Origin of the sequence: Herbaspirillum lusitanum, from assembly GCF_046025995.1 — a bacterium.
Taxonomy (GTDB): Bacteria; Pseudomonadota; Gammaproteobacteria; order Burkholderiales; family Burkholderiaceae_D; genus Herbaspirillum; species Herbaspirillum lusitanum_A.
Map to the genome: position 1 here is coordinate 78515 of NZ_JAQQFM010000007.1, position 13267 is coordinate 91781.

The following is a 13267-nucleotide window of genomic DNA, read 5'->3' on the forward strand; positions in this document are numbered from 1 at the left end:
AGATTGGCGCTCAGCGCCTAAGTTCGGCGATAGCGCGCATTCCGGCCTCGGACATTCTTTTCTTTTGCTGTAGGACGATTCCGCATGCGTCAAAAGTATGGCTGATCAGCGTGAGGGCCGAGTTTTTCCGTGCGGACAATTTATAATGGCGGACTGTTCAGCTTCTCTGCATGAAATCAACATGGCCTATCAGACCTGGTTTGCATTCTTTCTCGCCGCTTGCCTCATCGCCATCTCGCCCGGCTCCGGCGCAGTGCTGTCCATGAGCCACGGATTGAATTACGGGGTTCGCCGCACCAGCGCCACCATTCTCGGGCTGGAAATCGCCCTGGTGCTGATTCTGGTGATTGCCGGCGCAGGTGTGGGCTCCTTGCTGGTAGCGTCTGAGGCCGCCTTCAATACCATCAAGATTCTGGGTGCGGCCTATCTGATTTATTTGGGCTGGAGTCAATGGCGCGCGCCGGTGGCGCCCACTTCTTCCGGATCCAATGCGGCCGATGCTGTGGCTGCCGTGCCGGCGCCGCGCGGCCAGGCCTGGTGGCAACGCTGCATGACCGGTTTCCTGACCAATGCCACCAATCCCAAGGGCATCGTGTTCATGGTGGCGGTGCTGCCGCAATTCATCGATCACGATCAGCCGCTGTGGTTGCAGTTGTTGCTGATGGCGATCACCATGGTGACTGTGGATCTGATCGTGATGCACGGTTATGCCTTCGCTGCCAGCCGCATGCAGCGCTTTTTCCGCAACCAGCATGCGATGAAGATCCAGAATCGTTTCTTCGGCGGTGTGCTGATGCTGGTCGGCGCCGGCCTGTTCTTCTTCAAGCGCGCGCAGCACTGATATCAACGGCAGTGCCTGCTGCAAGCCGAATAAGCTCGCAGTAATAAAAAACCCGTATCGACGGCCGGCGAGCCGCAGCAATACGGGTTTTTTTCTGCGCCCTGCAGAAACTGCAGGGCTGAAAGATTACTTGTCTTTCTTCAGGCATTGCGACATGAAGGCCTTGCGCTCGTCGCCTTTCTTGCCGGTGGCATCCGCATTGCACTTCTTCATCTTGTCTTGCTGCGTCATCGGCGCGGCGGGTTCGGCCGGCTTGTTGGACAGGCATTCCTTCATGAAGGCTTTGCGTTCATCGCCTTTCTTGCCGGTGGCGTCCTTGTTACAGGAGGTCATCTTGGATTGCTGCGCGGTTTCGGCCATGGCCGCAGGAGCCAGCAAAACAGGAGCGATGAGGGATAAGGCGATCAGCATTTTTTTCATGTGGCTCTCCAGTATTCAGGGTGGATTCGAGACGTCCGCATCAGCATTTCTCAATCAGGCAGACTGGCGCATTACAGCATGAAAGTGCCAGTCTGCCAATCTTCCGCGCACCACCGTCTATTGATCTCCGGAAAGGGGCCGGAAACGCCGGTGCCCCTTCATTTGACGCAGGAAATATCGCCTTCGCCGCATGACAGCTGGCTCTTCAGTTCCTTGGCGCGCGCCTTGGTTTTTTCGGTGAGGCAGTATTGCAGCACCATGCCTTGCGCCGAGCCGCCGGCGCTGTGTGCGCTTTCGAAGCGGCATGACAGGTCGCGATACTTGATCCAGGCCAGTTGCACGTCGCGAATCTGGTTTTGTTGCGGGACATTGAGTTGCGAGCGCAGGGCGATATAGAGTTGGTTCAGTTCACCGTCGGCCTTGTTGAGGTCCTCGGCCGCGCATTGATTCATGTCGGCCTGGGTGTTCGGCTTGTTGCAGTCCACTGCATAGGCGCCGGCGCTGAACGCCGATAATGCCAGCAGCAAACTGTAGCGCACCAGTTGCTTCACTTGCTTCATGCATCTTCTCCGGAATGCGCAGGCGCACATGATACGCAGACGGACATGTCCTTGAAAGCGGCGGTCGCTGAAATGAAACGCGCTGCGTCTGATGGCATGATGCCGCTACGTTTGCGAATAAATCACGCGCCTGCGGGATAAAATCTGAATTCGCGTGTCTTAGAAATACAATCCGTCCTCAGGTTCATTTAAAGCGTGATCCTGTGCGCAATTTACATGCGGCAGGACGAATTCAGGTTCGCTGAAACGCATTCTCCGCATGCAGGCAGTACTGATACAGGAGCAATTCAATATGGGTTGGTTAACCGCACTGAAATTAATCCCCTGGGTCGATGTTGTTCAGGCAACCCCGGGCATCGTCCGCGGCGCGCGCGATCTGTGGTCGCGCACCCGCAAGTCCAAGAGTGCCGTGCAAGATGCATCGGTGGCCGGTGCGCCAGTCGACAGCGATCCGGCTCAACTGGCCGTGCGCATCGCTCAGCTGGAGAACGAACAGATCGAAGCCAGCAATCTGATCAATACTCTGGCGGAACAGAATGCGCAACTGGTGGCCGCGCTGGATGGCGTACGCAAGCGCACCCGGCTGCTGTCGGTATTTTGCGTGTTGCTGGCTTGTGGCGTCGTTGCCTTGTGGCTGCGCTGAGTGCGCGTTGTTCTGATCAGACTGCAGGAGCGGTTCCATCCTATTCAATCATGCGCTTCAGAATCGCCATGTCCCAGCAGAGTCCTCTCAGTCGTATTAAGATACCCGCTGCATTGCGGTGCGGCATGGAGCCGATGTCCACTTGACCATCGCTGCGCCTGACACCGTTGATGCAGTCGGCTTCAAGAAGTGCTTCAACTGATGCTGTCCGTCACTTATTTTTCCCGGTATTTTCATGTCGCGGTGTCACCGCGATATTTCTTTTCCGTTCCTCCTTCATTTCAATTCCCGAAAGGAAACGCCATGCTGAAATCTCTCGGTTATGCCGCTCAATCCGCCCAGTCGCCATTGGCGCCGTTCAATTTCGAGCGCCGGATAACCGGTCCTCACGACGTTCAGATCGAAATTCTGTATTGCGGCGTGTGTCACTCCGACCTGCATATGGCGCGCAACGAATGGAAGGGCACGACATTTCCAGTGGTGCCCGGTCATGAAATCGTTGGCCGCGTCACCGAGGTCGGCGCCCATGTCAGCAAATTCAAGGTTGGCCAGATCGCCGGCGTCGGCTGTATGGTCGATTCCTGCCAGAGCTGCGCGAGCTGCGACGAAGGTCTGGAGCAGTACTGCGAAACCGGTTTTACCGGCACTTATAGCTCGCCCGAAAAAGAAACCGGCGGCATGACTTACGGCGGTTACTCCAACAATATCGTGGTCAATGAAAAGTTCGTGCTGCATGTGTCCGACAAGCTGGACCCGGCCGGCGCCGCGCCCTTGCTGTGCGCCGGGATCACCACCTGGTCGCCGCTGCGCCACTGGAAAGTGGGCAAGGGCCAGAAGGTCGGCATTGTCGGCCTGGGCGGTCTCGGCCACATGGGGGTGAAACTGGCGCACGCCATGGGCGCGCACGTGGTGCTGTTCACCACCTCGCCGGACAAAAAGGAAGATGCCCTGCGTCTGGGCGCTGATGAAGTCGTGGTGTCGAAAGATGCCGCGCAGATGGCGCAGCATGCCAACAGCTTCGATTTCATTCTCAACACAGTGGCGGCCCAGCACAATCTGGATGCCTTCATGGTCCTGCTCAAGCGCGAAGGCACGATGACCCTGGTCGGCATTCCTGAGCATTCGCATCCATCGCCGTCGGTGGCCAACCTCATCTTCAAGCGTCGTCATCTGGCCGGTTCGCTGATCGGCGGGATTCAGGAAACCCAGGAAATGCTGGATTTCTGCGCCGAACACGGTATTACCTCCGACATCGAAATCATCAAGATTCAAGACATCAACACCGCCTACGAGCGCATGTTGAAGAGCGATGTCAAATATCGCTTCGTGATCGACATGGCTTCGCTGGCGGCTTGATTCGATACTGAGCCAGATCGGCAGTAGCCCTTCAGCGGTGCAGCGCCAACGGCTGCACCGCTGATGTTTTGTCCGGCGCATCGTTTTTCGTGTTTCTGTTTCTTCTATTCCTCTTTCTTTTTTTACTTCGGGCTGACACCGCGCATGCTGATCCAATCCCTGAGAATGACGCGACGCGACTGGCGCGTCGGCGAACTGCGCTTTCTGCTGATCGCCTTGATCGTCGCCGTCGCCGCGCTGGCTTCGGTCGGATTTTTTGTCGATCGCATGCGCGCCGGCCTGGTGCGCGATGCCCATCAGTTGCTGGGGGCAGACATGCTGATCGGCGCCGATCAGAGCTTGCCGCCGCAATGGCTGCAACAGGCCAGGACGCAGGGATTTTCCACCGCGCAGACGGTGGTGTTTCCGAGCATGGCGCTGGCGGGCGAGGGCGACAAGGCGCGTTCGGTGCTGTCATCGATCAAGGCCGTGAGCGCGGCCTATCCTTTGCGCGGCAAAGTGCGCCTTGCCGATAGTGCACAGGCAGCCAATGCGGAAGGCTCCGACCGCCCGGCGCAAGGTATTCCGCAGCCCGGCACGGTGTGGGTGGATCCGAATATCCTGTCGTCGCTGGAACTGCGCGTCGGCGATCCCCTGACGCTGGGCGACAAGGTGTTCCGCATCGCCAGCGTAATTACGGTGGAGCCGGATCGCGGCAGCGCCTTCGTCAATTTTGCGCCGAGGGTGATGCTCAACGAGAGTGATCTGCCGGCAACGCATCTGGTGCAGCTCGGTTCGCGTGTGACTTATCGCCTGTTGCTGGCAGGCGAACCCAAGGCGATTCAGAATTTCCAGACCTCGGTCGAAGCACAGATCGAGCGGGAGAAAATTCGCGGCGTACGCATCGAGTCGCTGGAAAGCGGCCGTCCCGAAATGCGCGCGACGCTGGATCGCGCCGAGCAATTTTTATCGCTGGTCGGACTGTTGTCGGCGATGCTGGCCGCACTCGCCGTGGCCATGGCGGCGCGCCGTTTCATGGAACGCCATCTGGACGCCTGTGCCATGCTGCGCTGTCTGGGCATGACGCAAAATCAGGTCACCTGGCTGTATCTGATCGAATTCGTGGTGGTGGGGCTGGCCGGCAGCGTGCTGGGCGTGGCATTGGGTTATGCCGCGCATTTCGTCCTGCTGCAATGGCTGGGTCAGTTCATGCCGACGCAATTGCCGCCGGCCAGCTGGCAGCCTGCCTTGCAGGGTGTGGCGACGGGCTTGCTGCTGCTGATCGGTTTCGCCTTGCCGCCGCTGCTGCAATTGCGCAATGTGCCGCACAACCGCGTGATGCGGCGCGAGCAAAGTGCGCCGCAAAGTCTCACGCTGGCAGCTTACGTGCTGGGCGCGCTGGTATTCGTCGGCCTGTTGCTGTGGCAGTCGCGCGATCTGAAACTGGGCATGCTGACGGTCGCCGGTTTCTTCGGCGGCTTCGCGGTATTTGCACTGGTGGCCTGGATGGCGCTGCGCCTGCTGCGGCATATGCGGGGCTTGTTCGATAACCCGAGCTGGCGGTTTGCGATCACCGGCCTGCAACGGCGTCCGGCTGCGGCCATCATGCAGATTGTGGCGCTCGGCCTGGGCTTGATGGCCTTGTTGCTGCTGACGGTGATACGCGGCGATCTGGTCGGCGCCTGGCGGCAATCGACGCCACCCGATGCGCCGAATCGCTTCGTGATCAACATCCAGCCGGATCAGAAAGATCCGGTGGCGCAGCAACTGGTGAAAGGCGGCGTACAGCAGCCGCAATTGTTCCCGATGATCCGCGGGCGTCTGGTGCAGCTCAACGGCAAGCCGGTGAGCGCCGCCGATTACCCGGAAGATCGCGCCAAGCGGCTGGTGGACCGAGAATTCAATCTCTCCACCATGCGCGACATGCCGCCACAAAACAGCATCGTCGCCGGCCGCTGGTACGACGACAGCAAGCCGGAAGCGTCGGTGGAAGAAGGTCTGGCCAAGACCCTCAACATCAAGCTCGGCGACCAGTTGCAGTTCGACATTGCCGGCCAGCTGGTGAGCGTGCCGGTCACCAGTCTGCGCAAGCTGGAGTGGGGTTCGCTGCGCGTCAATTTCTTCGTGATCATCAATCCGGCGGCCATGCGGGACACGCCGCAGAGCTTCATCACCGCCTTTCACCTGAAGCCGGAGCAGGCCGGTCTGGGCAATGTATTGACGCGTGAATTTCCGAATCTGACGGTGGTCGATATCGGCAGCGTCCTGAAGCAGATTCAGGACGTGGTGGGGCAGGTGATCTCTGCGGTGGAGTTTCTGTTCCTGTTCACCTTGAGTTCCGGGGTGCTGGTGCTGTATGCAGCGCTGGCCGGATCGCAGGATGAGCGCGTGCGCGAAGCCGGCTTGCTGCGCGCGCTGGGCGCCACACGGCAGCAGCTTGCCGGTGCGCAACGCATCGAGGTCTTGCTGGTGGGCGCGGTGGCCGGTTTGCTGGCGGCAACGGGGGCCGCTGCCATCGGTTGGGCGCTGGCGCATTACGTATTCAATTTCGACTGGGCGCTCAGCCCCTGGGTCTGGCTGGCGGGCATGCTGATCGGCGCCGCTTGTGCCGCCATCGGCGGCTGGGCCGGTTTGCGTCACGTGCTGGCGCGACCGCCGCTGCAGACCTTGCGCGAGGCTTGATGCTGGAACGAGTGAAATTTCGGCCTGCCGTGGTGAAGCGCGGCAGGCCGTCTCACCAGCATCGTCTCCCCAAAAAAGATTGATCCGGCAGCAATGATTTCCTCCTCGGAAAACGCGGCTGCCGGCTGACGCGGGGCGGGCGGCTGCGCTATCATGACGGTCTATGCAAATCGAAGATCCAAATCAGCCTACCGTCTACGACATGATAGGCGGCGCCGACAAATTGCGGGAAATGGTTGACCGCTTCTATGACCTGATGGATCTGGAAGCCGAGTTCGCCGGTATCCGCGCACTGCACCCGCCGTCGCTGGACGGTTCGCGCGACAAGACTTTCTGGTTCTTGTCGGGCTGGAGCGGCGGCCCCAATCTGTACATCGAACAATTTGGTCACCCGCGCTTGCGCGCGCGCCATCTGCCATTCGCCATCGGCATTTCGGAGCGCGATCAGTGGCTGCGCTGCATGGCCTGGGCCATGGAAGATGCCGGGCTGGAAGAGTCGCTGCGCGTACGTCTGATGGAATCGTTTTTCCAGACTGCGGACTGGATGCGCAACAAGCCGGATTGAGGCAAGGCCAAGCGCAGCAGCGCGCTCGCCGGCCTGATTAAGATCTGCATAACAAGCTCGTAGTGCACTTCCGCACTTTCCGCACATCGGCAGCATCAACACCAGATTAAAAATCCCACACTCCATGAGCCAGACTGAAATGATCCTAGCCGGGTTGATCGCCATCGGCATCGTGCTGCAAATTCTGGTACTGATGCGCAGCGGGCAGCGCAATCAGAACGACGATGCCGCGCGCACTGAAGCCGCGCTGCAGCAGTTGAAGAACGACCTGCAAAAGCACCAGCAAGAAACCGGCGAGCGCACCGAGCGCGAATTGCGCACGCAATTGCAGGCTACCGCGCAAAGCACGCGGCAAGAGTTGGGCGGCAATTTCGCTCAGCTGCAGCAGACTCTGGCCACCCAGATGGCGAGCGTGGCGACCTTGCAAAACAATCAGATCGACAGCTTCGCTCAGCAACTGGTCAAGCTCAATGAAACCAATGCCCAGCAACTGGAAAGCATGCGTCAGGCGCTGAACCTGCAGGGCCAGGTGAATCGCGAAGAGCAGGCGCTGTCGTTGCAGCGTTTCGGCGATACCCTGAACCAGACGCTGACCGCGCTGACCGAATCGAATGCGCAGCGTATGGCAGAAGTGCGCGCCACGCTGGAAGCCAAGATCAAGGATCTGCAGCAGGACAATGCACTCAAGCTGGAAGAGATGCGCAAGACCGTCGACGAGAAGCTGCATGCCACGCTGGAGCAGCGTCTGGGCGAATCCTTCAAGCTGGTATCGGATCGTCTGGACAAGGTGCACCAGGGCTTGGGCGAGATGCAGCAACTGGCGATCGGCGTGGGCGATCTCAAGCGCGTGCTGACCAACGTCAAGACGCGCGGCACCTGGGGTGAAGTGCAGCTGGAAATGCTGCTGGAGCAAGTGCTCACGCCCGAGCAGTACGCCAAGAATGTGGAAACCGTGCCCAACAGCGGCGAGCGTGTGGAGTTTGCGATCAAGCTGCCGGGCGCCGAGGATTCCGGCCGCCCGGTGTGGATGCCGATCGACGCCAAATTCCCGAAGGAGCAATACGAGCGTCTGGTGGATGCCGCCGATCGCGCCGATGCCGATGGCGTCGCCGTGTTCGGCAAGGAGCTGGAACGTGCCGTGCGCAACGAAGCCAAGACCATCGCCGACAAATATCTATCGCCGCCGCTGACCACCGATTTCGCGATCCTGTTCTTGCCGACCGAGGGTTTGTATGCCGAAGTGATGCGGCGCCCCGGTTTGTCTGACGAGTTGCAGCGCACCTACCGTGTCAGCATTGCCGGTCCGTCGACCTTGTCGGCGCTGCTCAACAGCCTGCAGATGGGCTTCCGTACCCTGGCTTTGGAAAAGCGCTCATCGGAAGTGTGGCAGGTGCTGGGGGCGGTGAAGACTGAGTTCGGCAAATTCGGCGATGTGCTGACCGCGACCAAAAACGCACTGGAACGTGCCGCCAAGAACATTGAGCAGGCCGAGACGCGCACCCGTCAGATGTCGCGCAAACTGAAGTCGGTGGAGGCGCTGCCCAGCGAGACTGCGCAGAAATTGCTGGGCACCGGTGAGCTGGATCTGGGCGACGAACAGGAAACTGTCTAGTCAGAGATAAAGAAGTCTCTTGGATTCGACCCACATCATTTTGAGAGTTTTCTTGTTCTAAAGGCTTGTCTTATTCGCAATCATGCGTATTCCAGCCACGTCGCTGCCCTGATGGCGGCGAAGAATAAAGGATCGCGCGATGAAGAGAATACTGATGCTCCCTATCTTGGCGCTGCTAAGCAGCTCGCCCGCAGCCATCGCCGCCGATGCTGCTCATTCTGCGGATGTCAGGGTGACAGGCCTGATCCGGCCGGGAGCATGCGCGCCGCAGCTCAGCAATGCCGGCATCATCGATTACGGTCTGATTCCGCAAAGCCGTCTCAAGCGTGGCGATTACACCTGGCTGGAGTCACGCTCGGTCGATCTGGTGATTCAATGCAATGGCGGGCCCGCCAAGCTGGGCTTGCGTGCACATGACAACCGGCGCGCTTCAGTACTGCAGGAGGTGCTGGCAGAGGAGGCGAATTTTGGTCTGGGCATCGTGGCCGGCGCCAAGGTCGGTGGTTACGCCATGGTGTTCAATCAGGCCGATGCACGCGTCGATGGGCTTGAGCCCAGACAGCTGTATTCCTTCGATCAGCAAAGCTGGCTGCCGACCGGCAGCGGCGGCACCATCGGCAAGAACCGGACGCTGGCCTGGGCGCGCTCAGGCAGTTATCTGCCGGACATGGTCAGGAAAGTCGCGGGAAAAATCACGGTCACCGCCTTCATCAACAAGCCCGAAAATCTTCCGCTGACCCAGGAAATTCCTTTGGATGGCTCTGCCACGCTGGAAGTGGTCTATCTCTGAATTCGGCCTCGCCTGATCCTTGAGATCAGGCGATCGTCGAGTCCGCATGTGCTCTTCGCTCAGAGCAACAATCCCGTCAGATCAGTCCGTCAAACATCACCACCTGCACCTGTTCGCCGGCAGCGACATCGCCGCGCTCGTGATTGAGCACGATCACGCAATTGGCATCCGACATCGAACGCAGGATGCCTGAGCCTTGTGTGCCGGTCAGGCGCACGTTCCAGTTGCCGGATTCGTCGGCGCTGAGGATGCCGCGCTGATATTCGGTGCGCCCCGGTTTCTTGCGAATTGCTGATGCGGCGGTGACGTTCAGGCGCGGCAGAGGCTGCGCCTGCGCACCCATCAAGCGCAGCAAGGCATCGCGCACGAAGAAATAAAAACTGATGGTGACCGCCACCGGATTACCGGGCAGGCCGAACAGGTAGGCATCGCGCCCCTGTGAAGCAATGCGACCGAAGGCCAGCGGGCGGCCGGGGCGCATGCCGATTTTCCAGAACAGCATTTCACCGAGCCGGGCCATGATCTGCTTGGTGTAATCGGCAGTGCCGACCGACACGCCGCCCGAAGTGATGACGGCGTCGGCCTGCTCGCAGGCGCTGCGGAAGGCTTCTTCCAGCGCCAACGGATCGTCGCCGATCACACCCATGTCAATGACGTCGCAACCGAGTCGGGTCAGCATGCCATGCAGGGTGTAGCGGTTGGAGTCGTAGACGCAACCGGGATCAAGCCGCTCGCCGACCGAGCGCAATTCATCGCCGGTCGAAAAAAAGGCCACGCGCAGTTTGCGCTGCACCGGCACTTCGGGAATGCCCAGCGAAGCCAGCAGGCCGATGTCGGCCGGGCGCAGGATTTTCCCACGGGCTAGAGCGATTTCGCCCTGAGTCAGATCCTCACCGCGCAGACGCCGATTGTCGCCCTGGCGTACGCGTCCAGCCGGAATACTGACGCCTTGCGCATCGGCGTCCAGCGTCAGCTCTTGCGGGATTACGGTATCGCAGTCGTCCGGCATGGGGGCGCCGGTCATGATGCGCACGCACTGGCCTTTCTGCACTTCGCCTTGATAGCGCTGGCCGGCATGCACATTGCCGACGATGCTGAGCCGGATCGACGCCTGCGGATCGAGGTCGCTGCCGCGCAGCGCATAGCCGTCCATGGCCGAATTGTCGTGGGCCGGCACGTCGATGCGCGAGACGATATCTTGCGCCAGCGTGCGACCCAGCGCGCTGCGGATCGCCACTTTCTCCTGTGCGTGAATCGGTTCCACGAAGTCGAGAATGATGGCTTGTGCCTGATCGACTGTCATGGCGTTGGGATCGTAGCCGGAAACGCAGCTGATGATGTCCTGGAGTGATGCTTGAGTCATGGTTCTGAGATTCCTGAGAGGGCGCCGATCTGTGCTGTCCGGCTGCCTGACGCGAAGCTAGGCCTCAAGTGCGCGTAATTGTTGCAGAGTATTGATGTTGCTGAAAGCCCGCTCATCGGCAAAGTGCACTTCAACGCAATGCACGCTCGCCAGCCAGTGATCGAACTTGCGCTGGCCGCTGTCCAGAAAGGTCTGCAGCGATGGCAGCAGTTTCTTTGCCAGCAGGCAGCAGACCGGATGCCGTTGCCGCGCATTTTCGATGCCATCGCCGGCGCCCGTGACGGCAATCGCCGCATCGGCATCGGCCGCGCACAAGGCCTGCGCCAGACGTGCGACAAGATCAGCCGGCAGCAGGGGCGCATCGCAGGGGATCACGGCCAGATAGTCTTGCCCGCACCGGCTGAGACCGCTTTGCAAGCCCGCCAGCGGCCCGCCGAAGTCGGGCGTGAGGTCTTCCCATACTGCGTCGGCGAATTGCCGGTATTGCTCCTGATGGCGATTGGCATTGATGGCGACTGTCGCGACCTGGGGTTGCAGACAGCGCAGCGCATGCACGATCAGCGGTTGATCGTTCAGCAATTGCAAACCTTTGTCGACATGGCCCATGCGCGTACCGCGTCCACCGGACAGAATCATGCCGTCAATCTGATCCCGGGAGAGTGTGTTCATGGCGATGTGTGATTTGGTTGGACGGCTTGCATTGCAGATTTCTGAGCGTGAGGAGTGATGTGGAAGCTATCGGGATGGATGCGGAGCAGGGCGCTGCGCGCTGCGCGCGGCGCATTCTCGTGGTTGGCAAACGAAATAAAGACTGTGCCGGGCTCAGCCGCCGATGTACGACATTTCGACTTTGGGGCGTGTCGCGTTGGCAGAATCTGCCGCCATTTCGCTACGCAGTTCCGAGTAGCGGTCGCCGCGCGCTTGCCAGATACCGGCGATGGCGCCGGCAATTTCGGCATCGCTGCGGCCGCTGCGCAGCAGTTCGCGCAGATCGTGGCCGCGCGTGGCGAACAGGCAGGTGTAGACCTTGCCTTCGGTCGAGAGTCGCGCGCGCGAGCAGTCCTGGCAAAACGCTTGCGTCACGCTGGAGATCACGCCGATTTCACCGCCGCCGTCGCGATAGCGCCAGCGCTGTGCGGTTTCTCCGCTGTAGTTGGCATCGATGGCTTGCAGCGGCATTTCGGTACTGATACGGTGTACCACTTCGCTCGACGGCACCACTTCATCCATGCGCCACCCATTGGAGCTGCCCACATCCATGTATTCGATGAAGCGCAGGATGAACGGCGAATTTTTGAAGTGACGCGCCATCGGCAGGATTTCGTGCTCGTTCATGCCTTTCTTGACCACCATGTTGATCTTGATCGGGCCGAGGCCAGCCGCATGGGCGGCATCCAGGCCCTCGAGCACGCGCTCGACCGGGAAATCGACATCGTTCATGCGCTTGAAATTGGCATCGTCCAGGGCATCCAGCGAAACGGTCACGCGCTTGAGCCCGGCATCCTTGAGCGACTGCGCCTTTTGCGGCAGCAGCGTGCCGTTGGTGGTCAGTGTCAGATCGACGTCGCGGCCGTCGGGCGTGCGCAGGCGGCTCAACATTTCGATCAGGCGTTCAATGTGTTTGCGCAGCAGCGGCTCGCCGCCGGTAAGGCGGATTTTCTCGACCCCATGGGCGACGAACTGTCTGGCCAGCCGGGTGATTTCTTCAAAGGAAAGCAGCGAGGCGTGCGGCATGAACTGATAGTCCTTGTCGAACACGTCTTTGGGCATGCAGTACACGCAGCGGAAGTTGCAGCGGTCGGTCACCGAGATGCGCAGATCATGCAGCGGACGCGCCAGCGTATCGCGCAGCATGCCGATCGGCGCACGCATATCCACCGGCACGAGGGCGGGCGAAGTGGCTTGCCGGTGATCGAGGATAGCGATGATGCGCTTGTTCATGCGGGCTGGCTGAATCCGGTACGGTACAAATACTGATAGAAAAAATGCCAATTTACAAACTGGTAGCACGCTACGATAGCACGGGACGCCATGCGCCATTGTTGCAGAATTGTGCATATTGCCTATTGCCCGGGCGCATATGAACGCTGCCCGGCGGCCGCCAGACCGGCTCGCAGTGCATTATGCGGGTTTCTCCGGAATCGGACAGTGCGGGCCATGGTGCTGTGCCTTTGTTCGCGCGCATGAACTGTGCCTTATGGCCTGATCCAGGCTGTTCAATTGATGGCTGGGCTGCATCTTCCGGCTCCTGCCTGCAAGATACGGGCAGGCCGTCCGATATAAAGTGCGCCTGATCCGAGATCGCGCTTGGCTGATGTGAATTGAGTATGGCGGCGAATGTGCGCAGATGGCAGTCGGAACGGCCCCCTGGATAGTGCGGCAAAGATGACGCCAAAATGAAAAAAGGGAGCTTGCGCTCCCTTTTTTCTACGACATGTTTTCCTTAGAGAAGCTCA

The 13267-nt window shown here is 60.0% G+C and carries 12 protein-coding genes; 7 read left to right on the forward strand and 5 right to left on the reverse strand.

Translation table 11 applies throughout. The features are described 5' to 3' along the window. Positions 1-181 precede the first annotated feature (181 nt). Positions 182-841: a LysE family transporter gene (locus tag PQR62_RS16290; RefSeq protein ID WP_408159040.1), complete on the forward strand. Its 660-nt coding sequence runs from the start codon at positions 182-184 to the stop codon at positions 839-841. Positions 842-967: 126 nt separating this feature from the next. On the opposite strand, the gene PQR62_RS16295 is transcribed toward PQR62_RS16290, so the two are convergent. Then, entirely contained in the window at positions 968-1261 is a 294-nt protein-coding gene (locus tag PQR62_RS16295; protein ID WP_408159041.1) for a PsiF family protein, read from the reverse strand. A 158-nt stretch (positions 1262-1419) separates the two neighbouring features. Beyond that, the gene (locus tag PQR62_RS16300) at positions 1420-1821 is read right to left on the reverse strand and encodes a lysozyme inhibitor LprI family protein (RefSeq protein WP_408159042.1); all 402 of its coding nucleotides are present in this window, start codon (positions 1819-1821) and stop codon (positions 1420-1422) included. 292 nt (positions 1822-2113) lie between these two features. On the opposite strand from PQR62_RS16300, the gene PQR62_RS16305 reads away from it, so the two are divergent. From PQR62_RS16305 to PQR62_RS16330, 6 genes are all read left to right on the forward strand, one after another. Continuing rightward, positions 2114-2464: a hypothetical protein gene (locus PQR62_RS16305; RefSeq protein WP_408159043.1), complete on the forward strand. Its 351-nt coding sequence runs from the start codon at positions 2114-2116 to the stop codon at positions 2462-2464. 303 nt (positions 2465-2767) lie between these two features. After that, complete coding sequence (locus tag PQR62_RS16310; RefSeq protein WP_408159044.1) at positions 2768-3820, forward strand: NAD(P)-dependent alcohol dehydrogenase; 1053 nt, start codon at positions 2768-2770, stop codon at positions 3818-3820. Positions 3821-3964: 144 nt separating this feature from the next. Then, on the forward strand, positions 3965-6481 hold the full coding sequence (locus tag PQR62_RS16315) for an ABC transporter permease (RefSeq protein ID WP_408159045.1): 2517 nt from the start codon (positions 3965-3967) through the stop codon (positions 6479-6481). Between the two features lie 202 nt (positions 6482-6683). Beyond that, a complete protein-coding gene (locus PQR62_RS16320; protein WP_459251862.1) occupies positions 6684-7046 on the forward strand; it encodes a group II truncated hemoglobin in 363 nt (120 codons plus the stop codon). A 124-nt stretch (positions 7047-7170) separates the two neighbouring features. Then, positions 7171-8658 (forward strand): DNA recombination protein RmuC, encoded by a 1488-nt coding sequence (locus PQR62_RS16325; RefSeq protein WP_408159047.1) that lies wholly within the window; start codon positions 7171-7173, stop codon positions 8656-8658. A 154-nt stretch (positions 8659-8812) separates the two neighbouring features. After that, positions 8813-9448: a DUF1120 domain-containing protein gene (locus PQR62_RS16330; RefSeq protein WP_408159048.1), complete on the forward strand. Its 636-nt coding sequence runs from the start codon at positions 8813-8815 to the stop codon at positions 9446-9448. 76 nt (positions 9449-9524) lie between these two features. Here PQR62_RS16330 and moeA read toward each other — a convergent pair whose 3' ends face one another. The 3 genes from moeA to moaA form a co-directional block, all read right to left on the reverse strand. Beyond that, positions 9525-10811 (reverse strand): molybdopterin molybdotransferase MoeA, encoded by a 1287-nt coding sequence (moeA, locus tag PQR62_RS16335; RefSeq protein ID WP_408159049.1) that lies wholly within the window; start codon positions 10809-10811, stop codon positions 9525-9527. A 57-nt stretch (positions 10812-10868) separates the two neighbouring features. Continuing rightward, positions 10869-11480, reverse strand: coding sequence for a molybdenum cofactor guanylyltransferase MobA (gene mobA / locus PQR62_RS16340; RefSeq protein WP_408159050.1), 612 nt, complete (start codon positions 11478-11480; stop codon positions 10869-10871). A 153-nt stretch (positions 11481-11633) separates the two neighbouring features. Beyond that, positions 11634-12752 carry a GTP 3',8-cyclase MoaA gene (gene moaA / locus PQR62_RS16345; protein ID WP_408159051.1) on the reverse strand — a complete coding sequence of 373 codons (1119 nt, stop codon included), beginning with the start codon at positions 12750-12752 and terminating at the stop codon, positions 11634-11636. Between the last annotated feature and the right edge of the window lie 515 nt (positions 12753-13267).

Bases quoted from the DNA above. Each gene is read 5' to 3' on its own strand.
- PQR62_RS16315 (WP_408159045.1), top strand. From the start codon at position 3,965: ATGCTGATCCAATCCCTGAGAATGACGCGACGCGACTGGCGCGTCGGC.
- mobA (WP_408159050.1), bottom strand. From the start codon at position 11,480: ATGAACACACTCTCCCGGGATCAGATTGACGGCATGATTCTGTCCGGT.
- PQR62_RS16325 (WP_408159047.1), top strand. From the start codon at position 7,171: ATGAGCCAGACTGAAATGATCCTAGCCGGGTTGATCGCCATCGGCATC.
- PQR62_RS16320 (WP_459251862.1), top strand. From the start codon at position 6,684: ATGATAGGCGGCGCCGACAAATTGCGGGAAATGGTTGACCGCTTCTAT.
- moaA (WP_408159051.1), bottom strand. From the start codon at position 12,752: ATGAACAAGCGCATCATCGCTATCCTCGATCACCGGCAAGCCACTTCG.
- PQR62_RS16330 (WP_408159048.1), top strand. From the start codon at position 8,813: ATGCTCCCTATCTTGGCGCTGCTAAGCAGCTCGCCCGCAGCCATCGCC.
- PQR62_RS16300 (WP_408159042.1), bottom strand. From the start codon at position 1,821: ATGAAGCAAGTGAAGCAACTGGTGCGCTACAGTTTGCTGCTGGCATTA.
- moeA (WP_408159049.1), bottom strand. From the start codon at position 10,811: ATGACTCAAGCATCACTCCAGGACATCATCAGCTGCGTTTCCGGCTAC.
- PQR62_RS16295 (WP_408159041.1), bottom strand. From the start codon at position 1,261: ATGAAAAAAATGCTGATCGCCTTATCCCTCATCGCTCCTGTTTTGCTG.
- PQR62_RS16305 (WP_408159043.1), top strand. From the start codon at position 2,114: ATGGGTTGGTTAACCGCACTGAAATTAATCCCCTGGGTCGATGTTGTT.
- PQR62_RS16290 (WP_408159040.1), top strand. From the start codon at position 182: ATGGCCTATCAGACCTGGTTTGCATTCTTTCTCGCCGCTTGCCTCATC.
- PQR62_RS16310 (WP_408159044.1), top strand. From the start codon at position 2,768: ATGCTGAAATCTCTCGGTTATGCCGCTCAATCCGCCCAGTCGCCATTG.